A 25,044-nucleotide genomic window follows, 5' to 3' on the forward strand; every position below is an offset into this window, starting at 1 on the left:
GCACCTGAAATTCATTTGTTGCGCAGGGTACCTATGCCTAGTTTTGAAGAGATTCAGTATTATTTCTCCGCAGTCTGGCGCACGATGACCGGCCACCCGGAAGCGCTGAATAATTTGAATACCGACGCCGATGGTTTCTGGCGGTCATTTTATGCCATTCTCATTTCCCTGCCACCGATGCTGATCGGCTGGGTCGAGATCGCAGCCCGCCTGACCGACGGCGATGAGACTGCTCTGCGGCTCATCAATACAGTCAAACTTGCAACGATTGACATGATTGTCTGGCTGCTGCCTTTGCTGATTATCGGCTTTCTCAGCCGCAGTCTCGGGCTGGAGCGCCGTTTCTCAACCTATGTCGTGGCAACCAACTGGGCTACGGCTTTGTTCGCGTGGATTTACGCCCCGCTGTCATTTCTCAACCTGCTGCAGCCGGATTTGTCCCCTGTATTTGCAGGGATAGGCTTCGGCCTGTTTCTGGCCACTTTAGCCCTGAGCTACAGGCTCACCCGTGCGGCTCTGCAACGACCGCATAGTTTTGCAGCACCATTTTTTATCTCGGTGATATTAGGCAGCATCATGCTGACAATTATCCTGCAGGGACTGACAGGACTAATTCCCGCCTCATAAAATCAGCGGATAATCCGCGCCAATCATATAAAGCCCGTGCGCAGGTGCCACGACACCACAGGCTTTGCGATCACGTGCCTCAAGCGCTGCCACCAGATCACCTGTCGTCCAGCGGCCTGTGCCAACCTCGGAGATACTACCGACCAGCGAGCGTACCTGATTATGCAGGAAAGACCGCGCGGAGGCACGAACCTCAACCAATTCGCCATGGCGCTGCACATTCAGCACATCCAGCGTTTTCACAGGGCTTTTGGACTGACACTGCACGGAGCGGAAAGTCGTGAAGTCATGCAGGCCGACCAGCAATTGCGCGGCCTCCTGCATTGCATCTGTATCCAGCTTCTTCGCCACCCACCATGCGCGGTTGGCTTCCAGCGCCAGAGGTGTACGACGATTGATGATCCGATAGATATAATGCCGTCCCAACGCGCTGAAACGCGCATCAAAATGATCCGGCACTTTTTCAACATTCAGCAGAAAGACACCGTCTTTAGCCAGTGCCAGATAGGCATTCACCGCATCACGGACTTTGGAAGCCGCCCAGTCTTTTGTCAGATCAACATGCGCGGTCTGCTGAAAAGCATGAACACCGGCATCGGTGCGCCCCGCCGCGCCGAGAGAATTGCTGTCACCGCAAAACTTGAAAATAGCAGACTCAATCGCGCCTTGCACACTCGGCGCATTATCCTGCCGCTGCCATCCGGCATAGGATGAACCATCATATTCAACTGTCAGACGATAACGCGGCACTCAACTCTCTCCGAATGCAGAAGCATAAATCAATTTGCCCTGTATGGTCGTACAAGGCTTGCGCTCTGTGAGATATTTCAATTGCAGATATTGTGCAGGATAAGGACTTTCAAGCTGTGCAGCATCCGCAACAGCATAGCCAAAGCGGCCATAATAGGCGGGCTCGCCCAAAACAATGCTCAGGCTCTCGCCCTGCTGCACCAGCAAACGATGTGCCTCTTCCATCATCGCATGGCCAATCCCTGCCCGCTGGTGCGCAGGTAAAACTGCCAGCGGCGCCAATGCCACAGCGGCAAGACGATCGTAATCCTGCTCAATCCGTAAACGGGAAAACAGAATATGCCCGATGATTGTGCCTTCCACTTCCGCAACCACTTCCAGCACAATATCCTTGTCTGAAACCAGCTTGCGCACCAAGGCAACCTCATCATTCCCGTTGAAAGCGGCAGCAATCACACCATCAATCTGAGAGCGGTCTTGCTCACGGACAGGACGGATATCAAACCGCTTTACGGGAGAGTGGCTCATGGCAGAATTGCACCAAGGGTCAGCTTAACGCCATTGCAGAATTCTGCAGCACTCACCGGCTTACCACCGGCTTTCTGCACCAGTGTCAGTGCAACCGCACCGTCACCGCAGGCAATCACCAGCTGGCCGTCCAGCACTTCACCGGCCTGTGTTTCTCTGGCTGCACCTGCACCATCAGCGATCACCGAGCGCAGTACTTTTACGCGCTCGAGCTGACCATTGATTTCCATCTCGCACCAGGCACCCGGAAACGGGCTCAGACCACGGATACGGTTATGTACGGCCTGCGCCGGTTGCGACCAGTCGATACGCGCTTCAGACTTCTCAATCTTGGAGGCATAAGTCACGCCATCTTCCGATTGCGGATTGAGCTTCAGACTGTCACGCTCCAGTGCAGCCATGGCACGCACCATCAGATCAGCACCGGTAATGCTCAAACGGTCGTGCAACTCGCCGCAAGTCATATTCGGAGTAATAGTGATTTTCTCGACCATGGCGACAGGGCCGGTATCCAGCCCCTCATCCATTTTCATAATCATCATGCCGCTCTCGGCATCACCAGCCATAATCGCGCGCTGAATTGGTGCCGCACCACGCCAGCGTGGCAGCAGGGACGCATGCCCATTATAGCAGCCCAAAGCAGGCGCATCGAGAATGGCCTTTGGCAGCAACATGCCATAGGCAACAACAACCGCGACATCCGCATTGAGATCACGGAAAATCTGCTGCTCTTCTTCACCTTTCAGGCTTTTCGGCGTGAAAACAGGAATACCGAATTCTTCGGCCTTTTCATGAACCGGAGATTTGGTCAACTCTAAGCCACGGCGTCCGGCAGGACGCGGCGGCTGGGTGTAGACAGCAACAATCTCATAGCCCTGTCCGATCAGCGCTGTCATCACCGGCACAGAAAATTCCGGTGTGCCCATAAACACAATACGTAATGACATAGACTATCCTAACGAAAATACTGGCCTAACTAGAATACGGCCTAAATAACTTCTCTGATCTGACCGGAATTCAATCCGTGCTTCAGAGTTTCGGAGCCGATGCAGGCACATGGGTTTTGGCCAGCTTTTTGAACTTCTTGATCACCATATCCCGCTTCAGCTTGGAAATATGATCAATGAACAGCACGCCGTCCAGATGATCAATCTCATGCTGCAGACACGTGGCCATCAGACCTTCCGCTTTGATTTCCTGCGGTTTGCCTTCAATATCCTGATAGGTCACACGAACAGTCGCAGGGCGTTCCACTTCCGCATAATAATCAGGGATCGACAAACAACCCTCTTCATAAGAGCTCGGCTCATCAGAACGCTCAACAATCACCGGATTGATAAAGACATGCGGTGCAGGCACTTCGCCTTCTTTTGCCAGATCAATCACAACCATGCGGATTGGCTCTGCCACCTGAATTGCAGCCAGACCAATACCCGGCGCATCATACATTGTGGCAAACATATCATCGGAAAATTTGCGCAGATCCGCATCAAAGCGTTCAACCGGTTTTGAAACCTGACGTAAAACCGGATCAGGAAGAAAAATAATCGGCTTAATGGTCATAAGATTTATCCGCTGTTGCAATTGCCGGTGTCGCAATTCATTGAAAATATCGAACACCCGCAAGGCAGGCCTGATCTGAATGATGTCCGATCTAATCTCTCAGCACTCCGCCGTCAATAAATTACATGATCACATCAAAATTCTGTTCACGTTTTATTCTTATATTTACCGCGAATCATGTAATCTTTGTCCATGGAAACATTTTCTGCCTCTGAAACACCGCCATCGCTAATGGATGCGCTCAATGCAATTCCCGCACAGACGCTTCTGATTGCAGGCGGTTTTGTGCTGCTTGTGCTCGTTCTGCTGATCTGGCTTTCCGGCCGCAACAGCAGGGCGATGATCCATGCACAATTCCAGTCGGAAGAGCGTGCGCGGGAGGCCGAAATGCAGATGCATTCAATCCTGAAAAGTCAGGCGGAAATGCAGGGGCGCATGCAGACAATGGCTGAACTCTTCGGCTCGCGGCAGGCAGAACTCAACAAATCCATCCGTGACCGGCTGGACGGGATGACCAGTCATCTTGGCCGCAGTATCAATGAGCAAACCCGCTCGACCCATGAAAACCTGAGCAAGCTGCAAGAGCGGCTGGCGGTGATTGATACCGCGCAGAATAATATTCAGTCGCTTGCCGGTCAGGTCGTGCAATTACAGGCTATTCTCGCCAATAAACAGACGCGCGGGGCTTTCGGTCAGTCGCGAATGGAAGCGATTATTGCTGACGGTTTGCCAATGGGCGCCTATGAGTTTCAAGCCACGCTTTCTAACGGCATGCGGCCTGATTGTCTTGTGCGGATGCCCAATGGCACAGCCTCACTGGTGATCGATGCCAAATTCCCGCTGGAAAGCTGGAATGCGCTAAAAGCCTCAGAAACGCCGGAGGCCAAACGTCATTATGAACAGTTGTTTCGCCGCGATATGGAAGTGCATATCCGTGATATTGCCGCTAAATATTTTATCAGCGGTGAAACACAGGACACAGCTTTTCTGTTTGTGCCATCAGAATCGATCTTTGCGGAAATTCATGAGAATTTTGAGGTTATCATCCAGCGGGCGCACCGCTCACGGGTGGTTATTGTCTCACCTTCCCTGCTGATGCTTTCCATTCAGGTGATCCAGTCGGTACTCAAAGATGCACGAATGCGGGAACAGGCCCATCTTATTCAGGGGGAAGTCGTGCGCCTGATGGATGATGTTGCGCGCCTTGATGAACGGGTACGCAAGTTACAAACCCACTTCTCCCAAGCCAACCGCGATATTGACGATATCCTGATCTCATCCTCTAAAGTCACACGCCGTGGCGCAAAGATCGAAGCGCTGGAACTGGGGGATAATCCGGATAATCACGAGCAGAAGAAGGCTGCCGAACAACAGACACTGCAGCAAAATGGCAGCACACCTGCGCCACGTTTTCTATAATCAGCGGCATTTTAAACCTTTGTAATTCTCCGTTTAAAGCGGGACGCAACACTCAAAAAACTTATTTTACTCAATAAAATTAACCAATTAGCCTATATTCGCCACGGCAATTAAATACGAAACAGGGCAAGTGCAACCGGCTATGTCTTTATCATGCAGTATCCAGCTCAGATATAATTGCAGAATCTCCGTGTTAAATGATGCCCGCAACACCTTGCCCGACAAATAAAAAAGCCGGATACACTCTGCATCCGGCTTTAAATTTACAATAAAAATCAGCACCTTATGTCTTTATATATGACATAAAGGCCAGAGCCTGATCAGCCCTTCATTGCCTCGCGAATACGCGCAACCAGCGCATCGGTTTCCGGAAAGCCGTTTTCGGCTTTACGATCCCAAACAATCTGATCATTCAGACGGATGATATAATTACCGTCACCACCCGGAATAAGTGCGATCTCACCGACTTCATCACCGAATGCCTGCAACAGTTCCTGTGCTGCCCAGGCAGCGCGAAGCATCCAGTTACACTGGATGCAATATTCAATGGTAATACGTGGTTTAGTGGTCATATTGCAAATCCTGTATTCAGGTAGAATGATCCCCGTTAATACTGAATGTTGGAACCATTCTACCTTCTATTTGACCGCATTATCCTACGCATCGAAGCGGGTAAGAAATCAGTCCGGTGAACTGATTTCCCGCGCAGGCGGTTCCCACTTTTGCTGGAAATGCTCTACAACAAACCCGCCAAAAGGCGGGTCTGTAAAAACTGTCATTTTAAAGTGATTATTCATCACCCATTTTAAGCGCCTGAATGAAAGCTTCCTGAGGAATTTCCACCTTACCGAACTGACGCATGCGCTTTTTACCTTCCTTCTGTTTATCCAGAAGTTTGCGCTTACGCGAAATATCGCCGCCGTAACATTTTGCGGTCACGTCTTTACGCAGAGCAGAAATGGTCTCACGCGCTACGATACGTCCGCCGATTGCCGCCTGAATCGGAATTTTAAACATATGCTGCGGGATCAGGTCTTTCAACTTTTCACACATCACACGGCCGCGCTTTTCAGCGGCAGAGCGGTGCACCAGCATCGAAAGCGCATCAACCGGCTCGTCATTGACGAGGATCGACATTTTCACCAGATCGCCTTCTTTATATTCCGACAAATTATAGTCGAAAGAAGCATAACCTTTAGAAATCGACTTCAGACGATCGTAGAAATCGAACACCACTTCATTGAGCGGCAGTTCATAAGTCACCATCGCACGCGGGCCGACATAGGACAGATCTACCTGAATACCACGGCGCTCCTGACAAAGTTTCAGGATCGAGCCCAGATATTCATCCGGCGTCAGAATGGTCGCTTTAATCCATGGCTCTTCAATCGAAGTGATTTTCACCACATCCGGCATATCCGCCGGATTGTGTAGTTCTTTCACTGAACCATCGAGCATGTTCATGCGATAGACAACCGATGGTGCGGTTGCAATCAGATCAAGATTGAATTCGCGCTCAAGGCGTTCCTGAATGATTTCAAGATGCAGCAGCCCCAGGAAGCCACAACGGAAACCAAAGCCCAGCGCTGCCGATGTTTCCATCTCAAAGGAGAAGCTGGCATCATTGAGACGCAGCTTGCCCATAGCAGCACGCAGATCTTCAAAATCAGCCGCATCAACAGGGAACAGACCACAGAACACAACCGGTTGCGCCGGTTTAAAGCCTGTCAGCATATTCGCTGTCGGACGTTTATCCTCAGTGATCGTATCACCAACGCGGGTATCCGCGACTTCTTTAATCGAAGCGGTGATAAAACCAAGTTCGCCCGGACCCAGATCTTCAACAGCCACCATTTTCGGTGTGAAAACGCCGACGCGCTCTACCGGATATTTGGCACCGGTACCCATCATGCGGATGGTCTGGCCTTTTTTCAGCACACCATCAATGATGCGCACCAGAACGATCACGCCGAGATAGGTATCATACCAGCTGTCCACCAGCATGGCTTTGAGCGGCGCATTACGGTCACCCTCTTTCGGTGCCGGCAGACGCGTAACAATCGCTTCCAGCACATCAGGAATGCCCAGACCGCTTTTCGCGGAAATTTCCACAGCGTCTGATGCATCGATACCGATCACATCTTCAACCTGTTCTTTCACGCGCTCAGGATCCGCCGCAGGAAGGTCAATCTTGTTCAGCACAACAACCAGTTCGTGATTGTTGTCGATTGCCTGATAAACATTGGCCAGTGTCTGTGCTTCCACGCCCTGTGAGGCATCCACAACCAGCAGCGAGCCTTCACAGGCCGCCAGCGAGCGGGAGACTTCATAGGCAAAGTCAACGTGCCCCGGTGTGTCGATCAGGTTGAGAACATAGTCCTCACCATTTTTCGCACGGTAATTCAGACGCACGGTCTGCGCCTTGATCGTGATGCCGCGCTCGCGCTCGATTTCCATCGAGTCGAGCACCTGCTCTTTCATCTCACGATTATCAAGGCCACCGGTCTGCTGAATCAGACGGTCGGCAAGGGTCGACTTCCCATGATCAATATGGGCGACGATGGAAAAATTCCGGATATGGTCAAGTGGTGTGCTCATGCGCGCGATTTAGCAGCAGATTTGCGCAAAGGCAAAGGGGTTTCATGCAAATCGGGGCAAATCAGTGCTGAAAGTTCAATCTTTCGGGGTATGGAGCATTATGTCCCCTTTGCGAAACGGCAAAAAACCATTAAAGCGATGCCAAAAGCTGGTAATGCGCCTCTGCGCGCCATAGCAGCATTGAGTAATTTACAGCTCTCAAAGCACAAGCTGATGAGCCGTATTATGCCGCAATAGGACCGGCGCAGGAGACAGGTCATGGAAACGCTTAATCACCGCACAACACCAAAGCTGGTTACAGTCTTCGGCGGATCGGGTTTTGTCGGGCGTCATGTGGTTGATGCGCTGGCGCGTCGCGGCTATCGCGTCCGTGTTGCCGTGCGCAAACCGGAAGTTGCCTATTACATGCAGCCGCTTGGCAATATCGGTCAGATCCAGCTGGTACAGGCCAACATCCGCCATCGCTGGTCGATTGAACGCGCTGTCAAAGGTGCGGACTATGTGGTCAATCTGGTTGGTATTCTGTCAGAAAGCGGCAAACAGCGCTTCAACACCGTGCATGCGATTGGCGCGAAACACGTCGCTGAAGTTGTAGCCGCTGCCGGTCTGCCATTGCTGCATATGTCTGCACTCGGCGCTGATCTAAAAAGTGCATCGGAATATGCCCGTACCAAAGCCGAAGCTGAACGTCAGGTTCTGAGCATTAAACCGGATGCGGTTATCCTGCGTCCAAGCGTTATTTTCGGCCCTGAAGATCAGTTCTTCAATAAATTCTCCAGCATGTCCCGCTTCTCACCGTTTATGCCATTAATCGGCGGCGGCAAAACACAGTTCCAGCCGGTCTATGTCGGCGATGTGGCTGAAGTGGTTGCCCGCGCTGTTGAAGGCAAATTGCAGGCAGGTAAAGCCTATGAACTCGGTGGTGCAGAAGTGCTAACACTGCGTCGTTGCATGGAGCTGTCGCTGGAAGTGATCAACCGCAAACGCATCTTTATCAATCTGCCTTGGTGGGTTGCGAGCTTGCAGGGTAAAATTCTCGGCCTGCTGCCAAATCCGCCACTGACCAGCGATCATGTTAAACTGCTGAAAAGCAATAATGTGGTTTCACAGGAAGCAGCTGATGCTGATCTGACACTGGAAGGTCTGGGCATCAAACCTCAGGCTGTGGATGCAATCCTGCCGTCTTACCTCTGGCGCTTCCGTGTGCTGGGTCAATATGACAAGGCAAGTCTGGCACGCTAATCAGTGCCAACATCTTTAAAAGTTCAAGGGGCCTCACGGCCCCTTTTCTGTTTATGCTTTTACCACGGTTCCAGACCGAGCAGTTTTTCGCCCAAAGGGGTCAGTTGCGCTGTTTTCGCATGATGTTTTTCCCATTCACGCGGATCACCGGGAAATGCATCACGTTTGGGATGATCACGCTCGCGCCACAAGCGGATTCTTTCCTCGCGCTCATCAGAATTATCAAATTCCGTCGGATGCATTGAAATATATTGCGCCATGCGTACACGATCATCCGAATGGTTAGGGCGCACACCATGTGCGAGCAGGGAATTGAAAATCAGCATATCCCCCGCTTCCATTTCAATATTCACCACACGCTGTCCGGTCATATCCGGATGCATCGGATCACGGTCAGCGGGCTGGGTTTTCTCCCATTGCTCAAAATCGCGAAACAAATCCGGCACGCACTGAAAACCGCCGACATCGCCATCCTGCTTTTTCAGGCTCAGCACACCCTGCACACCTACCGGCAGCGGTCGAACGGATGTATCAACATCCCAATGGATAAAGCCGTGCGCATTGCCTTTGACTTTTTTCGGCGGGTTGAGATTGGCACGGTCAATTGTGACCCAGAGATCCTCCCGGTCCCAAATATCGACAAATGCATTATAAACGCGCGGCTCCATGCGGTTGTCCCACAGCGCCTGATGATTATAAATCTCGAGCATACCGGTATTGTTCAGTTCTTTCATGATATGGTCACGGCGCTGCGGTGCATACCATGTCGATGCATCCGCCGGATCTTTCTCATCAAAGCGCCACAAAACATCCACCAACTGCTCGACATTGTCATGCGGGACAGCCTGACGCACAATTACATAACCATTAGTGATCCAATGCTGCCAGTCGTCCGCAGACAAGACACGCAAAGGCAGGGTTTTCTGAATATCTTTAAGCGGCACAGCCGCAGCCACAGTCGGATGTGCATCTCTTTTGAGTACTGGTTGCATGATCTGTCTCCTCCCGAATTGATCAATCATGCATCCAGCCTAACAAGCACTATTATAGCATGTTGTCGGCATGTGGCCTTTTCTGATACTATTTTGGCGTATTATTCAAACCGAGCGCCATATGAAGCCTTATTTAGAAAGACGAGTGCCGGAGCCCGCCTCATCACTCAGCCTGCTGGATCGGCGGCTGGATGATGCTATTCCGTTTCAATGGCATCACCATCCCGAATATGAGCTGACACTCACCCTCAACTCGCGCGGGCAGCGCTTTATCGGCGATCATATCGGCGATTATGCTGATGGCGATCTGGTGCTGATCGGCCCGAACCTGCCGCATAGCTGGTCATCGCGCAGTAAATATAATTCGGATCAGCCACACAGGGCTTTGGTGATCTGGTTCACGCCGGAGCAGATACAAGCGCTGTCAAAAACTTTTGTCGAATTTCACGCTATAGAATCCATGCTCACCCGCGCTGCGCATGGCCTGCAATTTTCTTCCGCCTGCGCTATTGCATTGCGCCCCGTAATCAAAACACTGTTCACCCTGCCGCCGACCGCACGTTTATTATCACTGCTCGGCATATTGAACAGATTGGCAGAAGATGATGACAAGCAGATTCTGAGCAGCAAGCCGGCTCAAGGCCACGATCAGCCGGAAGGCCGCGAACGCATGGGCTGGGAGCGGATTGATCGTGTGCTATCACATAACCATCAGCATTATATGCATCGGCTGACATTGGATGATCTTGCAGGCATTGCGGCACTCAGCATATCCGGCCTGCACCGTTTGTTCCGCAAACAAACCGGTACAACCATTTCCGCTTATATCATCCGGTTGCGTATTGGCGATGCCAGCGCGAGACTGGTCGCGACACAACAACCTGTCGCCTATATCGCAGCGGCAACAGGTTATGAATCACTGGCCAATTTCAACCGCCAGTTCAGGCGGTCAAGAGGCATGCCGCCGCGCGCCTATCGCGACCTGTTTCAGGCACATTGATTCTTAAGTAATTATCAGCCCCAGACCAGCAATGCTGCCATACCGGCAGAGCCGACGATCAGGCGCCACCATGCAAAAAGTGCAAAACCATGGCGGGATACATAATCCAGCAGATAACGAACAACGATTACACCCGAGATAAAGGCCGCAACAAAACCAATACCGATCTGCGCCATATCATTGCTGGAGAGCAGTGCATGGTTTTTATAAAGATCATAGGCAAAAGCACCGGCCATTGTCGGCATGGCCAGAAAGAACGAGAATTCCGCAGCAGAACGCTTATCCGACCCCATCAGCAAAGCGCCGACAATTGTCGAGCCGGAGCGCGATACGCCCGGAATCATCGCCAGACACTGAACGGCACCAATGGCAAAGCACATTTTCAGCGGATATTGCGTTACATCATTATAACGCGGACGCAGTGGCAGACGATCCACCCACAGCAGAATGAACCCACCAACTATCAGCATGGAGCAAACCAGCATCGGCGTCTCAAACAAAACTTCCTTGATATAGCTATGGGCAAAGGCACCGATCACCGCTGCCGGCAAAAACGCCAGCAGAATACCGGCGGCAAAACGTCTGGCACCGGCATCCCTTGGCAAATCCGTAAGCAATTTCCATAAACGTCCGAAATAAACGCTCAAGATTGCCAGAATAGCACCCAATTGAATCAGCACTTCAAAAGTACGTCCGGTAGATTCGAAACCTAAAAAATGCCCTGCCAGCAAAAGGTGGCCTGTAGACGAGACCGGCAGGAACTCTGTCAGACCTTCCAGAAGACCGAGAATCGCAGCCTCGAATATTGCCCATGCGTCCATAATGCCGAATACCTTTGTCTGCCGTCTGCGTTCGTTTCATATTTATTGTCAAAACTGACAAGTCCTAAATATCTGATTTATACAGACAACCTGTCAGCAAGCTGAAAATGAGCAGAAAAACAATCTCACTGCCTTAAATTCAGCCTGTTGAAATGTTTTTACTCACAATGCAATGCATAATTATGTAACGCAGCCGTCCTAACCAATTATTTATAAGAAGCACGTATAATTGCCGAAAATGCTTTGCAGCCGTATTTTTATTGCGCCTGCGACCAAAGCCTACTATCGCCTGCTGCTCAGATTTAAGCCTCTGCGAATTGAGCCCCGTTCACTTTGCTCTTTCACAGATCAGCTGCAAACTGGCAGATCATTCAGTCTGCTTACTCCCGACTATGGCCGGGCGGGTAACAGCCACATCTGAAAGTACTATCGAACCACATGCTCACGCTGTTTCACCACCCGATGTCCACAACCTCCCGCTATGTCCGCCTTATTCTCAATGAATATGACGTGGAAGCGGAAATGATTGAGGAACGTCCGTGGTCACGCAGAAAAGAGTTTCTGGCGCTGAATCCGGCTGGCACTTTGCCGGTTCTGCTGGCTGAAAATGACTGGCCGGTTGTCGGTGCAACCGTAATTGCCGAATATATGGACGAAACACGCGGCGCATTGAAACGCAACCGTCGTCTGCTGCCGGAAACCCCGATGGAGCGCGCCGAAGTGCGCCGCCTTGTCGACTGGTTTCTGATCAAATTTGAAAATGAAGTTACCCGTCACCTTGCCCGTGAGCGCGTATTCAAATTGCAAATGTCACAGGAAATGGGCTCATCAGCACCGGATTCCACCGCAATCCGTGCCGCACGCGCCAATATCCGCCAGCATCTGCGCTATACAGACTGGCTGGCAGCAACCCGCAACTGGCTGGCCGGTGATACACCAAGCTATGCCGATATGGCGGCGGCTGCCGGTATTTCCATTCTCGATTATCTAGGTGAAATTGAATGGGCTGAACATCGTGCTACCCGCGAGTGGTATGCACGTATGAAATCCCGTCCTTCTTTCCGTCCGCTTCTCGCTGATCGTGTACGCGGCATATTCCCGGCATCTCATTATGGCGACCTCGATTTCTGATCGTACACCAAAGAAACCACTGCCGAAAAGCGATGAGCCGCCTGCTGTCCGTCTGAAACGCTTCCTAACAGAAGAAGCGGCTGCGGTCGGTTTTGATGTGGTAGCCATTACCACACCGGATGCTATTCCCGAGGCACCGCAGCGGCTGCGCTATTTTCTGGATCACGGCCGCCATGGCTCAATGGAATGGCTGGAGGAGACGGCTGACCGTCGCTCCAATCCTTCCGAATTGTGGCATGAAGTGCGCTCTATCGTCATGCTGGCGATGAATTACGGCCCCGACCATGACCCGCGCACGCTGCAAGATAAAAAAGACTGCGGCGCGATCTCGGTTTATGCACAGAACCGCGACTATCACGACATTATCAAAGGCAAACTCAAACATATGGCCAGCCGCTTTGCAGCGCGTACCGGCCATGAGGTAAAAGTCTTTGTCGATACGGCGCCGGTGATGGAAAAGCCGCTGGCGGTCTCTGCCGGTATGGGATGGCAGGGTAAGCACACCAATATGGTCAGCCGTGAATATGGCTCATGGCTGTTTCTCGGCTCCATCTTTACCACCGCTGATCTGGAACCGGATCATGCCGGTAAAGACAGTTGCGGCAGATGCCGTGCATGCCTCGATGCCTGCCCGACCAATGCTTTCCCTGCTCCCTATCAGATTGATGCACGACGTTGCATTTCTTATCTCACTATTGAGAATAAAGGGCCGATCCCGCACGAGTTCCGCAGCATGATGGGCAACCGTATCTATGGTTGTGACGATTGCCTGTCTGCCTGTCCGTGGAATAAATTCGCTCAGGTGTCCCGCGAAGCTAAATTACAGGCACGTGAAGAGCTGAAAGAACCATCGCTGGAACAGCTCTTGCAGCTGGATGATCCGGCTTTCAGGACACTCTTCAGCGGTTCGCCGGTCAAACGCATTGGTCGCGACCGCTTCATCCGTAATGTACTGATTGCCGCCGGCAATTCGGATAATCCTGCTTATATTCCGATCATTGAGCAATTACTAGACGATCCGGTGCCGGTCACGCGCGGTGCGGCCGTCTGGGCATTATCGCGTCTTGCATCGGAAGCGGAGTTTTTACGCCATAAAAATCAGCATCTTCCCCTTGAACAAGAGGCGGAAGTGATTGAAGAATGGCTGCATGCTGCAACGCAGAGCGAGAAAGACCAATAATGCATATTTTTCTGTTTGGTACCGGCTATTCCGCGCACTATTTTGTGGAAGCACTGCGACAAAATCCGGCTGCAAATATCCGCTCAGTCACAGGCACAATCCGCCGTCCGGAACAGGCGGAAGCTTTACGCAATATCGGTATCAATCCGGTGTTTTTTGATGCCGAACAGGGCTTGAATGCACAATTGCTCGACGAGCTAAGTCAGGCAACGCACATCGTCTCCTCGGTTGCACCATTGACAGGCAGCGCTGAGGACACAGATCCGATTTTGCGCCTTATGCCGGAAGGCTTACTGCATTACGCGCCGCAAGCGCGCTTTATCAGCTATCTTTCAACCATCGGTGTTTATGGCGACTATCGGGGCGCATGGGTCGATGAAAGTTCAGAACTGAAACCGCTTTCCGCACGTTCTGCTGCCCGTGTGACGGCTGAAAAAGAATGGCTGGCACAGGTTGAGAATACAGACATCGCCTGTGCTATCTTGCGGATTTCCGGTATTTACGGCCCGTCATTTCAGGGACAGGCACGCAACGCACTGGCCAGTATCAAACAAGGACGCGCGCATCGCCTGATTAAGAAAGATCATGTTTTCAACCGCATCCATGTTGAAGATATCGGTGGTGCATTGGCACATCTCAGCGTGAATAATCTCGGCGGCATCTATAATCTAGCCGATGACGAGCCGGCAGCGGCACATGAAATCATTGCCTATGCCGCAGGCTTGCTGGGGGTTACGCCACCGCCAGCGATTGATTATGAAACCGCAGAATTGTCCCCGATGGCACGCTCCTTTTATCAGGAGTGTAAACGCGCTTCCAATGCAGCACTGAAAGCAACCGGCTATCAATTGCGCTATCCGAACTATCGCGCAGGACTGCAAAAACTGCATCAAAGCGGCGAAGGCGTCTGAACGCAGACCACCTGTGATATTTTTACGCTTGCCAGCCAGAGCAACGCAGTTGATGCTATGCTTATATAAGTTGAATAACCGGAAACCTGTTCTCATGTCATTCCGTCCCCGCTCCTTCTCAGCGATGCTGTTGAGACTAACACTGGCAGCAGCCCTTTCAGCCAGTGCATTATTTTCGGCACAAGCTGATCAGCCTGCCAAACAGGCTTTCGGCTCAGTGAAACTACCCTCTGTTACCGCACCTGAATCCTATGGCTTCTATTCCAAAGGCTGCATCAGCGGTGCTGTCGCACTCCCTGTTGATGGCCCGAACTGGCAGGTGATGCGCCTTTCGCGCAACCGCAACTGGGGTCATCCGAACCTGATTGCTCTGCTGGATAAATTGTCCCGTGATGCCGCCAAGACTGGCTGGAACGGCCTGCTGGTTGGCGATATTTCGCAGCCACGCGGCGGTCCGATGCTCACCGGCCATGCTTCGCATCAGGTTGGTCTTGATGCCGATATCTGGCTGTCACCAATGCCAAACCGCCGCTACACCAATCAGGAGCGTGAGGATGTGAGCGCGATTACGATGCTCAAACCGAATTCGCTGCTTGTTGATGATAATAAATGGACACCGTCACGCACCGCGCTGCTCAAACATGCTGCGAGCTATCCGGAAGTGGAACGGCTTTTTGTTCATCCGGGCATTAAAAAGAAATTATGTGAAACCGTCACCGGTGATCGTCGCTGGCTGGCAAAAGTGCGCCCTTACTGGGGACATCATTATCACTTCCACGTCCGTCTGCGTTGTCAGGCCGGATCGCCGGATTGCAAACCACAGGAACCGACCGGCAAAGATGATGGTTGCGGCAAGCCGCTGGACTGGTGGTTTACCGATGAGCCGTGGAAACCGGCAAAACCTGCAAAGCCTGGTGAAAAACCAAAGCCACCGAAAGTCATGATGGTTTCACAACTGCCGCAGGCTTGTGCATCTTTGCTCAATGCACCTGTTCCGGCCTCTGTAAAAGAAGTGACCTATGGTCTGGCGAATGGCAGAACAGCATCTGCCGTCCAGCCCGACATTGCACCGGCTTTTGTACCACCGACACCACCTGCATCTATCCCGCTGCCTGCGGAAAAACCATAGTGTTTTGATTGGCGGAACTATGCGCTTTTCTTCCGCCAATCCATCCGATATACAATTAAAACGATTTAGTGTGGTTTCACACGGAACTGCATCAGAAAATAACCAGAGTGAGAAGCAGTATTAACAATGCCAAATATCGATCCGAACTTTGTTTTTCCTGTCCTTATCGGTGACATCGGCGGTACCAATGCCCGTTTTGCCATTCTGGTAGATTCATACGCAGAGCCAAAAGAATTTCCAATTCTCCTCACACAAGATTTTGAAACTCTGGAAGATGCCATTCAGTCAGTTGTGCTGGATCATACTTCCATTCAGCCACGTTCGGCCGTTATCGCAATTGCCGGTCCGGTAGAGGGTGATGAAATTCCTCTGACCAATTGTCATTGGGTGGTCAAACCCCGTCAGATGATGGAACGCTTCAACCTGCAAGACATCACTGTCCTCAATGATTTTGAAGCGCAGGCTCTCGCTGTTGTATCGCTTGATGAGAAGCATCTGGAAAATATCGGCGGTGAAACCAGTCACCCGAATGGCAAGCGTGTTGTGCTGGGGCCTGGCACCGGCCTTGGTGTTGCAGGTCTGATCCGCTCGCGCCAGACATGGGTGCCGGTTCCGGGTGAAGGCGGCCATGTCGATTTCGGCCCGCGCTCGGAGCGTGATCTGCAAATCTTCCCGTTTATTGAAAAGATTGACGGCCGTGTTTCTGCCGAACAACTTCTGTGCGGACGCGGCTTGCAACATATTTATCAGGCGATCTGTCAGGCAGACGCAATTAGCCCTTCCCTTGTCACACCGGCAGAAATCACCGATGCGGCTCTGGATAAAAGCAATGCACAGGCCATTGAGACATTAGAGCTTTTCGCGATTTATCTCGGCCGTCTTGCGGGTGATCTCGCTCTGATTTTCATGGCGCAGGGCGGTGTTTATCTGTCCGGCGGCATACCGCAGCGTATTCTTTCTGCCCTGCGTACCGGCAGTTTCCGCGCAGCATTTGAAGATAAAGCGCCGCATCAGTCTATTCTCAAATCCATCCCTATTTATGTCATCACCCATCCGCGGGCAGCTATTGCAGGCCTTGCAGCCTATGCCCGCACACCATCGCGCTTTGATATTCATACCGATGGCCGTCGCTGGCGTTGACTTTTTAAGGATATAGCGGAAAATCCTGAACGGAATTGACCATGCCTTCACTGAGGGCATGGTCAAATGCTTTCTACGGCTTTATAGAAAACCATGACCGGCAGGTGCAACACGTCCTGATAGTCAATTCCGATAACCAGCAGCAGGATTTTCCCTGACCGTGAGTTTATTTAAAAAGAAGAAGAAAATCGATCCCGCTGAAACCACACAGATGATCCGTCGTGTGCTTTCTGAAAATTTTTCCGCTCATAAATTTTCTTATCTTAAAGCCATTGCCGGCTCCCTGATGATTTCCGGTGCTACGGTTTTTGTCGGCTATATTATGCGCGATGTCATCAATGACATTTTCTACAAGCAACGCGCAGACCTGATTATCTATATTGCCGGTTCTATCCTGCTTGCCTTTATTTTACGCGGGTTAGGCAGTTTTATTCAGGCGGTACAGCTTGCAAAAATCGGTAACAACCTGGCAGCTATTTATCAGAAACGCGTTTTCGCCCACTTGATGAAGCTGGGACTGAATTTCTATAATGACCATCGCTCCGGTCATCTCGCCGCACAAATCAACCAGAATATCGGTGGTATGCGTGACCTGATGAACATGACGATCACATCCGTTGCCCGCGATGCGGTAATGCTGATCGGCTTGCTTGGTATTATGATTTATCAAGAGCCTTATCTGTCACTCTTTTCATTGCTGATTGCCCCTCCGCTGATTCTGACTGTGACCTATGTGTCGCGCCGTATCCGCACTGTAACCCGCGAAGTCGTGCATCTGAATTCGCATTTACTTGGCGCGATGCAGGAAACCACACAAGGTATTGCTATTGTCAAAGCCTTCACAATGGAAGATCAGCTGCGTGGTAAAATCAACAAACTGATTGAACAGGCTGAAGCCCGCTCGAATAAGATCGCCAGTGTTTCAGAACGTGTTACGCCGATTTCAGAAATTCTCGCCGGTATCGCGATTGCCTCTGTGATTGCCTATGCTGGTTATCGCGCCATTGCTGAACAGCAACCGCCGGGAACCATGTTCGCTTTCATCACCTCGATGATGCTGGCCTATGATCCTGCACGCCGTCTTGCCCGCCTGCAGGTCAGCCTGGAACGTGCATTGGTCAATGCACGGATGATTTATGAAATTCTGGATCTCAAACCAGCACAGTCCGATCGTGCTGATGCCACAGACTTGCAGGTTAAAGAAGGCACTGTACAATTTGATGATGTGCATTTTGCCTATCATCCGAAAGACAGTCCTGAATATCAGCAGGTTCTCAATGGCATCAGCTTTATCGCTAAAGCCGGTGAAACCACTGCGATTGTCGGAGCATCGGGTGCTGGCAAATCCACTCTGATTACCCTGCTCCAGCGTTTCTATGATGTTGATAGCGGACGAATCTTTATTGATGATCAGGATATTGCCGGTGTGACGGTCAATTCACTGCGCCGCTCCGTAGCTTATGTATCACAGCAGCCTTATCTGTTTGAAGGTACGATTGCGGATAATATCCGCTATGGCCGTCCAGATGCGACACAGGACGAAATTGTTGAAGCCGCGAAACTGGCCAATGCGCATGAATTTATCATTCGTCAGCCGCTCGGTTACAACAGCCCCGTCGGCGAAAACGGTGTCACCCTCTCCGGTGGTCAGCGCCAGCGTTTGTCTATTGCGCGCGCTATTGTGCGTAAAGCACCGATTTTGCTGTTAGATGAGGCGACATCCGCGCTCGACAATGATTCTGAAAAGCGTGTGCAACAGGCGCTGGAAACTATCATGAAAGATCACACAACCATTGTGATCGCTCACCGTCTTTCCACTGTGGTCAACGCCGATAAAATCATTGTCATGGAAGCCGGTAATATTGTGGAAGAAGGCCGCCATGCGGATCTCATCACAATCGAAAACGGCGTTTATGCCCGTTTTTACAAGCTGCAATCCGCCCCGCAAAGTGAAACTCTGATCGGATAAGTAATGGCTGCATCTGTCTCAAGCCCTCAGAACTCCCCTGCTCCGATGCGTCTTGTTGTTACCGGCGCCTCAGGCCGTATGGGAAAAGCACTTATTCGCGGAATTGCCGATAATCCGGCAACTGTACTGTCCGGCGCCATTGTTCGTGAAGGTTCTCCGCTGATCGGGCAAGATGCCGGTGAGATGGCAGGTACGGGTAAAAACGGCGTACTGCTTTCTGCCGATCCGCTACCGGTTTTTGCAGAAGCCGAAGGTGTGCTGGATTTCACTACGCCGGCCACGACACTGATCTATGCAGCCTTGGCCGCACAAGCACGTATCGTTCATGTCATCGGCACCACCGGATGCTCCGAAGAAGATGAAGAAAAAATCCGTGCCGCTGCCCGCCATGCAACCATTATCAAGTCCGGCAATATGAGCCTGGGTGTTAATCTGCTTTCGGCTTTGGTGGAACAGGCGGCCCGAGCTTTGCCGCCTTCTGCTTTCGACATTGAAATCCTTGAAATGCACCATAAGCATAAGGTGGACGCACCTTCCGGCACAGCACTGCTGCTTGGTGAAGCAGCCGCTGAGGGGCGCAATATCAATCTCAGCGATCACAGTGTTCGTGTCCGCGACGGCCATACCGGCGCACGCGAAGACGGCACAATCGGTTTTGCAACTTTGCGCGGCGGCTCTGTCATCGGCGAACATTCAGTGATGTTTGCAGGCGTATCCGAAAGGATCACCCTCACCCATCAGGCACAGGATCGTTCCGTATTCGCAGAAGGTGCTGTTGCAGCCGGTCTCTGGGCGCGCGGTAAAAAGCCTGGTCTTTATTCCATGCGCGATGTACTCGGCCTCTGATCCCTCTTATAGCATTTCCGGCAAAAGTGGGAACCGGTTTTGCATCGGATAATGCGTAAAAACAAATAGTTACAACGGTTTCAACGATTCAGCCTTAACTGGAACCGCTGTAAAATTTGTTTCCTGTACTGAACCACGATCTTATTCATAACCATTTCATAGTCCTTTCAGGATGTGTCTAACCGGAGATAATCTCATGTCCCGTACCCTTGTTCTTGTCCGTCACGGTCAAAGCGAATGGAATCTCAAAAACCTGTTTACCGGCTGGCGTGATCCATCGCTTACCGAACAGGGCCATGCAGAAGCCAAAGCGGCCGGTCAGCGCCTGAAAGACGCCGGCCTGCAGTTTGATATTGCCTATACATCAGACCTCTCACGCGCGCAGATTACCTGCCAGCATATTCTTGATCAGCTTGGTCAGTCTGATCTGCAGACCATCCGCAATGTAGCCTTGAATGAGCGTGACTATGGCGATCTCTCAGGGCTCAACAAAGATGATGCCCGTGCCAAATGGGGCGAAGAGCAGGTTCACATCTGGCGCCGTTCCTACGACGTGCCACCTCCGGGCGGTGAAAGCCTGCGCGATACCGGCGCACGCGTGTGGCCATACTATCTGCACACCATTCAGCCACATGTATTGCGTGGTGAAAAAGTTCTGGTTGCCGCTCACGGCAACTCGCTGCGCGCGCTGATCATGGCTCTCGAAGGTCTGACCAGCGACGAAATCATCGCTCAGGAACTGAATACCGGTGTGCCGATTGTCTATGAACTCAATGCCGACAGCACAATTGCATCGAAAAAAGTTCTGACTGCATAATATTAAGCGTTCAGCTGCACTCATTCCAAGCCGGATACATCTCTGTGTCCGGCTTTTTTCTTTGCTTCATGTGGAAAACAACACACGCGTAAGCTGTTGAAATGATTTTATTTTCCATCCTGAGACGAAAAAACAAAAAAACTTCAAAAAAATACAAATTTTCTGCAATTTTCGATGAAATGCCGTTGACATGAATCACTCTGCCCTTTAAACGGTCACTCAACGCCCAGATGGCGGAATTGGTAGACGCACCAGCTTCAGGTGCTGGCGCTCGCAAGGGCGTGGAGGTTCGAGTCCTCTTCTGGGCACCATATAAAGACTGACTACCAAGGTCTTTAACAAAAACACCCGCGCAAGCGGGTTTTTTTGTATCTTCAGTTTAACACATCATTATATCTCCCTTTTCCCCGTTTTCAGGATATGCGTATGGATACCGTCGCTATTGATAATCGCAGTGAATTTGCACTCTGGGCTATTCAGCGCGCACAGGAAATCGTCACCCAACAGGGGGCGGCACTTGCGATGGCTGCACGTGATATGAACGAAGCAGAACTGGCAAAAACCGCCTCCGAACTCGGCTCTGCTATTTCAGATGCTCTGCTCGATGTGTTTGACGGCCTGATGCTGACTGAAGAATAAGCGTATATACAAGCCATCATATTCAAGAATATGTCACTGCAACCCTGATTATTGGATTTTCTTTTAAGAAAGAGCAGTCTAATATTAGAGAATAATCTGAAAACAATCATGGAAAACGTTCTGTGCAGGAACCTGTTCCTGCGTTTTTAGGCATGCCACCTTTCTCTTTCAGCAGAAATCTGGAACATATCTTGAATATTCAGAAAACACCTCATCCGTTTGAAGTTCCTGCCAATGAAGCTGAGCGCCTCGTCTCCGTTCGCAGCCTCCTGCCATCAGATCTGACTATTTCGGATGAGCTGAATATACTGACAACACTGGTTCAGGATGTTTTTCATGCAGCCTCCTGCTCCGTCACCATTATCGATGAAGACTGGCAGCGCATTGCCGCCACTTCCGGCATCAAGGCCGCAGACTGTCCGCGTGAAAAATCCGGCTGTACCCATGTCGTCTTTTCCGGTCAGCCATTAATTGTGCCGGATATGCGGCTCCATCCGGCTTTCCGCCAGCAGGACTATGTAACGGGTGAACCGGGCTTCCGCTTCTATGCCGGTTTCCCGCTGGCGATTGATGAAGGGCTGACATTAGGTGCGCTCTGCGTCATCGACACCAAGCCACGCGATTTCGACTCTCATCAATGTGCCGAAATGCGCAGCTTTGCCCAACTGGCCAGCGCGCTGCTCAGCCTGCAGCGCAAAAATACCATGCTGCAAAGCGATAAAGTTACGCTGCGAAAAAACGCGCTCACCGATCCCTTGACGCAGCTTTATAACCGTCGCGCCCTGAAAGAGCATGTCGCGCCGTTTTTACGTCAGCATACCGAGAGCAAACAATCAGCCGGTATTCTGCTGCTCGATATGGATAATTTCAAAACCATCAACGACACTTACGGTCACCCCGCCGGTGACCGCCTGCTGAAACAAGCCGCAGACAGAATACGTTCTGTCCTTGGAGCGGATGATATTCCTGTGCGCATCGGCGGTGATGAGTTTTGTGTCATTCTCCCCGCTGTCCAGAATGATACGGATTTGCAAATCATCGCTGACCGTATGGTTGAGGCTTTCCGGATGCCTTTTAAAATCAGCGGACACGATGTTTATTCCGCTGCCAGCATCGGAACATTACTGACACCGGAAGACGGTACAACCAGCGAACAACTATCGCGTCATGCCGATAAAGCGCTGTATATGGCTAAGGCACGCGGCCGCAATTGTGCTGTCCGTTTTGACAAGTCGATGCTCTGAAAACCACGAATATCGGCCTTGATGTTGCTCCGCAGCCATCGAAACCCTATATATACGGTTACGGCCGGTATTTTTAATAACCGGCCAGGTTTCAGACCTGCATAAAGACCGCCGCAATAAGGAAACGACGCTTGCGTAAAACATTGCATGACAGGAAACTTCCCCAGACTGTTCTGAAAGCGATACGCAACCGGCGCGGCTACCGCCCTCTGGCAGATAATAATCCCAGCGGCGATACAGTCATTGCCTCCTATAATGTGCATAAATGTATCGGCATCGATAAGAAATTTGATCCCGAACGCACTGCTCAGGTCATTTCCGAGCTCAATGCGGATATCATCGCCATTCAGGAAGCTGACAAACGCTTTGGCGAGCGCAAAGGTCTGCTCAACCTGCAAAATCTTGAGCGTGACAGCGGTCTGGTACCTGTACCGATCCAAACCATGTCTCCGGATGGTCATGGCTGGCACGGTAACCTCCTGCTGTTCCGGCAGGGGCTGGTGCGCGACATTCACCAGCTGAAATTGCCCGGTGTTGAACCACGCGGCGCAGTCGTTGCCGATATCGATCTGGAAGACGGCCCATTACGCATTATCGCCGCGCATTTCGGCCTGCTGAAACATTCCCGTTCACGGCAGGCAGAAACCCTGCTCTCGATGATCCGTGAGGATAATGAGCGCCCGACGATTCTGATTGGCGACCTCAATGAATGGCGCGTTGGCAAAGGCTCTTCTCTGGCCAATTTGCAACCGGTGTTCAATCTGACAGCAGGTGCTGTACCGAGTTTTCCGTCCCGCTTCCCTGTTCTGGCACTCGACCGCATTCTCAGCCGTCCGCAGCAGCTTGTGACCTCCGTAGAGGTTCACAACACGCCGCTGGCACGCCTCGCCTCAGATCACCTGCCGATCAAAGCACATCTTGATCTCAAGGCGTTGGAAAGCCGTGAAGCCGAACAAGACGAGCCGCTCTCCGCCTACAGATAAGGAGATCCCAGCCAGACAATTCGCTCCAGTAGGCGGCGAGAAAACGGCCGCTTTTTCAACTCGGCCAGTTTGACGCTCGTGCCGGTTGCCACATATTGATCAATGCGCTTTGAAAGTGCCGCAGCCGTTTTAGCGTCATAGACTTCCAGATCAATCTCGAAATTCAGTCGCAAGGAACGCGGATCGAGATTACTGGATCCGACATAAGCCCAGACATCATCCACACTCATCAGTTTTGAATGATTGAAAGCACCTTTTGCCCGCCAGATACGACAACCGTCTTTGAGCAACTGATCAAACTGCGCCGTCATTGCCATATCAACCAGCACCAGATTATTCTGCGCTGGCACCACAATATCAACGGTCACACCACGCCGTGCTGCTGTCACCAGCGCACTGACCAGCTCGCGATCCGGCAGCAGATAAGGTGTCATAATGCGGATATGCTTTTCCGCCACGGAAAAAGCGCCCATCATGATTTTATGATTGGTTTCAAGGCTCTTATCCGGCCCTGAAGGCACAGCACGTACCAACAGCCCTTCACCCGGATGGAAGGCAGGCGGCGTTACCGCCCATGCAATACCACTCAGATGCTCATCCGTCGTGAAGCGCCAGTCTTCGGATGCAGTGTTAAAAATATCGGTGACAACCGGCCCTGTCAGGCGAAAATGCGTATCCTGCGCTGCATGGTCCTGAGCGAATTCTTTTGTAAATCCCGCACGGATATTCATGCCGCCTGTAAAGGCAATTTCACCGTCAATAATCAGGATTTTACGGTGGGTACGCAAATTTGCATAAGGCAGTCGCAAGCCCATAATCAGCTGGCCGTTAAAAACTTCCGCACGCACGGTTTTGGAACGCAGCAACCCGACAATGCTCGGCGTTGAGTAACGCGCACCAACCGCGTCGACCAGTACCCGCACTTCCACACCACGGATTACCGCCTTGCCAAGCGCATCGGCAAATTTCTTACCGATCTCGTCATTATCAAAAATATAGGTTTCCAGCAAAATACTGCGTTTGGCCTGACCAATCGCTTCCAGCATTGCGGCATAGGCAATATCGCCACTTTGCAGAACCTCGATACTGTTACCCGAGGTCAGATTACAACGACTGACGACATCACCCAGCCGTTTCATGGCGATAAAATTATTACCGCTGACATCACGCACCTGATCCGGTGAAGCATCATAATGTGACAGATGATAAAGCTCGATATCGGTCATACCATCACGCTGAACGGTCAGCGAAGACCGCCGCATGCGGTTCACACCGGCAATGGCATAGACCAGCGCCCCGATAAACGGGGAAAGCATGATAACGCCGACCCAGCCCAGTGCTGAACGCACCTCTTCTTTGGTCATGGTGGCGTGAATAGCTGCAACCGCGCCGATAATCAGCGACGATCCGAGCACGATATGCGGCCAGTAGACCGGCCAGTATGAAATCAGCGTGTCAAACATGCGCGCAAATTATCAGCAATCATGAGGCTTTGGCAAAAGAATTTCATCATGA

25 protein-coding genes and 1 tRNA gene are annotated in these 25,044 nt (G+C 51.5%); 17 read left to right on the forward strand and 9 right to left on the reverse strand.

From position 1 onward, the window contains the following. Positions 1-33: 33 nt before the first annotated feature. On the forward strand, positions 34-627 hold the full coding sequence (locus DFR47_RS14610) for a hypothetical protein (RefSeq protein ID WP_113945144.1): 594 nt from the start codon (positions 34-36) through the stop codon (positions 625-627). Here the strand turns inward: DFR47_RS14610 and truA are convergent. The 4 genes from truA to def all read right to left on the reverse strand — a co-directional run bounded on the left by truA (position 622) and on the right by def (position 3,468). Next, entirely contained in the window at positions 622-1,377 is a 756-nt protein-coding gene (gene truA, locus DFR47_RS14615) for a tRNA pseudouridine(38-40) synthase TruA (RefSeq protein ID WP_113945145.1), read from the reverse strand. The genes DFR47_RS14610 and truA overlap by 6 nt on opposite strands. Then, positions 1,378-1,905 carry a GNAT family N-acetyltransferase gene (locus DFR47_RS14620; protein WP_113945146.1) on the reverse strand — a complete coding sequence of 176 codons (528 nt, stop codon included), beginning with the start codon at positions 1,903-1,905 and terminating at the stop codon, positions 1,378-1,380. It lies immediately after the preceding gene. Continuing rightward, complete coding sequence (fmt, locus tag DFR47_RS14625; protein WP_113945147.1) at positions 1,902-2,852, reverse strand: methionyl-tRNA formyltransferase; 951 nt, start codon at positions 2,850-2,852, stop codon at positions 1,902-1,904. The genes DFR47_RS14620 and fmt overlap by 4 nt, the downstream gene beginning before the upstream one ends. A gap of 82 nt (positions 2,853-2,934) precedes the next feature. Beyond that, entirely contained in the window at positions 2,935-3,468 is a 534-nt protein-coding gene (def, locus tag DFR47_RS14630; RefSeq protein ID WP_113945148.1) for a peptide deformylase, read from the reverse strand. A gap of 231 nt (positions 3,469-3,699) precedes the next feature. On the opposite strand from def, the gene DFR47_RS14635 reads away from it, so the two are divergent. After that, positions 3,700-4,887 carry a DNA recombination protein RmuC gene (locus DFR47_RS14635; RefSeq protein ID WP_113945225.1) on the forward strand — a complete coding sequence of 396 codons (1,188 nt, stop codon included), beginning with the start codon at positions 3,700-3,702 and terminating at the stop codon, positions 4,885-4,887. Between the two features lie 320 nt (positions 4,888-5,207). On the opposite strand, the gene DFR47_RS14640 is transcribed toward DFR47_RS14635, so the two are convergent. Together DFR47_RS14640 and lepA are read right to left on the reverse strand one after the other, a co-directional pair. After that, positions 5,208-5,459 carry an Rdx family protein gene (locus DFR47_RS14640; protein WP_113945149.1) on the reverse strand — a complete coding sequence of 84 codons (252 nt, stop codon included), beginning with the start codon at positions 5,457-5,459 and terminating at the stop codon, positions 5,208-5,210. Positions 5,460-5,676: 217 nt separating this feature from the next. Further along, entirely contained in the window at positions 5,677-7,485 is a 1,809-nt protein-coding gene (gene lepA, locus DFR47_RS14645) for a translation elongation factor 4 (RefSeq protein ID WP_113945150.1), read from the reverse strand. Between lepA and DFR47_RS14650 the strand changes: the two genes are divergently transcribed. Both DFR47_RS14650 and DFR47_RS14655 read left to right on the forward strand, forming a co-directional pair. Beyond that, on the forward strand, positions 7,465-7,722 hold the full coding sequence (locus DFR47_RS14650) for a hypothetical protein (RefSeq protein ID WP_113945151.1): 258 nt from the start codon (positions 7,465-7,467) through the stop codon (positions 7,720-7,722). The genes lepA and DFR47_RS14650 overlap by 21 nt on opposite strands. 21 nt (positions 7,723-7,743) lie before the next feature. After that, a complete protein-coding gene (locus DFR47_RS14655; protein WP_113945152.1) occupies positions 7,744-8,727 on the forward strand; it encodes a complex I NDUFA9 subunit family protein in 984 nt (327 codons plus the stop codon). Positions 8,728-8,786: 59 nt separating this feature from the next. On the opposite strand, the gene DFR47_RS14660 is transcribed toward DFR47_RS14655, so the two are convergent. Further along, positions 8,787-9,719 carry a phytanoyl-CoA dioxygenase family protein gene (locus DFR47_RS14660; protein WP_113945153.1) on the reverse strand — a complete coding sequence of 311 codons (933 nt, stop codon included), beginning with the start codon at positions 9,717-9,719 and terminating at the stop codon, positions 8,787-8,789. 121 nt (positions 9,720-9,840) lie between these two features. Between DFR47_RS14660 and DFR47_RS14665 the strand changes: the two genes are divergently transcribed. After that, positions 9,841-10,719 (forward strand): helix-turn-helix domain-containing protein, encoded by an 879-nt coding sequence (locus tag DFR47_RS14665; protein ID WP_113945226.1) that lies wholly within the window; start codon positions 9,841-9,843, stop codon positions 10,717-10,719. Positions 10,720-10,733: 14 nt separating this feature from the next. Here DFR47_RS14665 and DFR47_RS14670 read toward each other — a convergent pair whose 3' ends face one another. Then, positions 10,734-11,540: an undecaprenyl-diphosphate phosphatase gene (locus DFR47_RS14670; RefSeq protein WP_113945154.1), complete on the reverse strand. Its 807-nt coding sequence runs from the start codon at positions 11,538-11,540 to the stop codon at positions 10,734-10,736. A gap of 438 nt (positions 11,541-11,978) precedes the next feature. Here DFR47_RS14670 and DFR47_RS14675 point away from each other — a divergent pair, with 438 nt between their 5' ends. From DFR47_RS14675 to DFR47_RS14730, 12 genes are all read left to right on the forward strand, one after another. Continuing rightward, positions 11,979-12,671, forward strand: a complete 693-nt coding sequence (locus DFR47_RS14675) for a glutathione S-transferase family protein (protein ID WP_113945155.1) — start codon at positions 11,979-11,981, stop codon at positions 12,669-12,671. Next, positions 12,652-13,851 (forward strand): tRNA epoxyqueuosine(34) reductase QueG, encoded by a 1,200-nt coding sequence (gene queG / locus DFR47_RS14680; RefSeq protein WP_113945156.1) that lies wholly within the window; start codon positions 12,652-12,654, stop codon positions 13,849-13,851. The genes DFR47_RS14675 and queG overlap by 20 nt, the downstream gene beginning before the upstream one ends. Then, the gene (locus DFR47_RS14685) at positions 13,851-14,762 is read left to right on the forward strand and encodes an NAD-dependent epimerase/dehydratase family protein (RefSeq protein WP_170137511.1); all 912 of its coding nucleotides are present in this window, start codon (positions 13,851-13,853) and stop codon (positions 14,760-14,762) included. The genes queG and DFR47_RS14685 overlap by 1 nt, the downstream gene beginning before the upstream one ends. Before the next feature lie 124 nt (positions 14,763-14,886). After that, complete coding sequence (gene mepA / locus DFR47_RS14690) at positions 14,887-15,891, forward strand: penicillin-insensitive murein endopeptidase (RefSeq protein ID WP_374788401.1); 1,005 nt, start codon at positions 14,887-14,889, stop codon at positions 15,889-15,891. A 126-nt stretch (positions 15,892-16,017) separates the two neighbouring features. Next, positions 16,018-17,031: a glucokinase gene (locus tag DFR47_RS14695; protein ID WP_113945159.1), complete on the forward strand. Its 1,014-nt coding sequence runs from the start codon at positions 16,018-16,020 to the stop codon at positions 17,029-17,031. A gap of 160 nt (positions 17,032-17,191) precedes the next feature. Further along, the gene (locus DFR47_RS14700) at positions 17,192-19,000 is read left to right on the forward strand and encodes an ABC transporter ATP-binding protein (RefSeq protein WP_170137512.1); all 1,809 of its coding nucleotides are present in this window, start codon (positions 17,192-17,194) and stop codon (positions 18,998-19,000) included. A 3-nt stretch (positions 19,001-19,003) separates the two neighbouring features. Next, positions 19,004-19,846 carry a 4-hydroxy-tetrahydrodipicolinate reductase gene (dapB, locus tag DFR47_RS14705; protein ID WP_245416574.1) on the forward strand — a complete coding sequence of 281 codons (843 nt, stop codon included), beginning with the start codon at positions 19,004-19,006 and terminating at the stop codon, positions 19,844-19,846. A 196-nt stretch (positions 19,847-20,042) separates the two neighbouring features. Further along, positions 20,043-20,663 carry a 2,3-bisphosphoglycerate-dependent phosphoglycerate mutase gene (locus DFR47_RS14710; protein WP_113945161.1) on the forward strand — a complete coding sequence of 207 codons (621 nt, stop codon included), beginning with the start codon at positions 20,043-20,045 and terminating at the stop codon, positions 20,661-20,663. Between the two features lie 224 nt (positions 20,664-20,887). After that, a tRNA-Leu gene (locus DFR47_RS14715) sits at positions 20,888-20,974 on the forward strand. Between the two features lie 115 nt (positions 20,975-21,089). Continuing rightward, positions 21,090-21,302, forward strand: a complete 213-nt coding sequence (locus DFR47_RS14720) for a hypothetical protein (protein WP_113945162.1) — start codon at positions 21,090-21,092, stop codon at positions 21,300-21,302. Positions 21,303-21,493: 191 nt separating this feature from the next. After that, complete coding sequence (locus DFR47_RS14725) at positions 21,494-22,546, forward strand: sensor domain-containing diguanylate cyclase (RefSeq protein ID WP_245416575.1); 1,053 nt, start codon at positions 21,494-21,496, stop codon at positions 22,544-22,546. 131 nt (positions 22,547-22,677) lie between these two features. Next, positions 22,678-23,529, forward strand: a complete 852-nt coding sequence (locus tag DFR47_RS14730; protein WP_374788398.1) for an endonuclease/exonuclease/phosphatase family protein — start codon at positions 22,678-22,680, stop codon at positions 23,527-23,529. Here the strand turns inward: DFR47_RS14730 and cls are convergent. Next, complete coding sequence (cls, locus tag DFR47_RS14735; protein WP_113945164.1) at positions 23,520-24,992, reverse strand: cardiolipin synthase; 1,473 nt, start codon at positions 24,990-24,992, stop codon at positions 23,520-23,522. The genes DFR47_RS14730 and cls overlap by 10 nt on opposite strands. Between the last annotated feature and the right edge of the window lie 52 nt (positions 24,993-25,044).

This window comes from Pseudochrobactrum asaccharolyticum (assembly GCF_003314995.1).
In the GTDB taxonomy this organism is placed as follows: Bacteria; Pseudomonadota; Alphaproteobacteria; order Rhizobiales; family Rhizobiaceae; genus Pseudochrobactrum; species Pseudochrobactrum asaccharolyticum.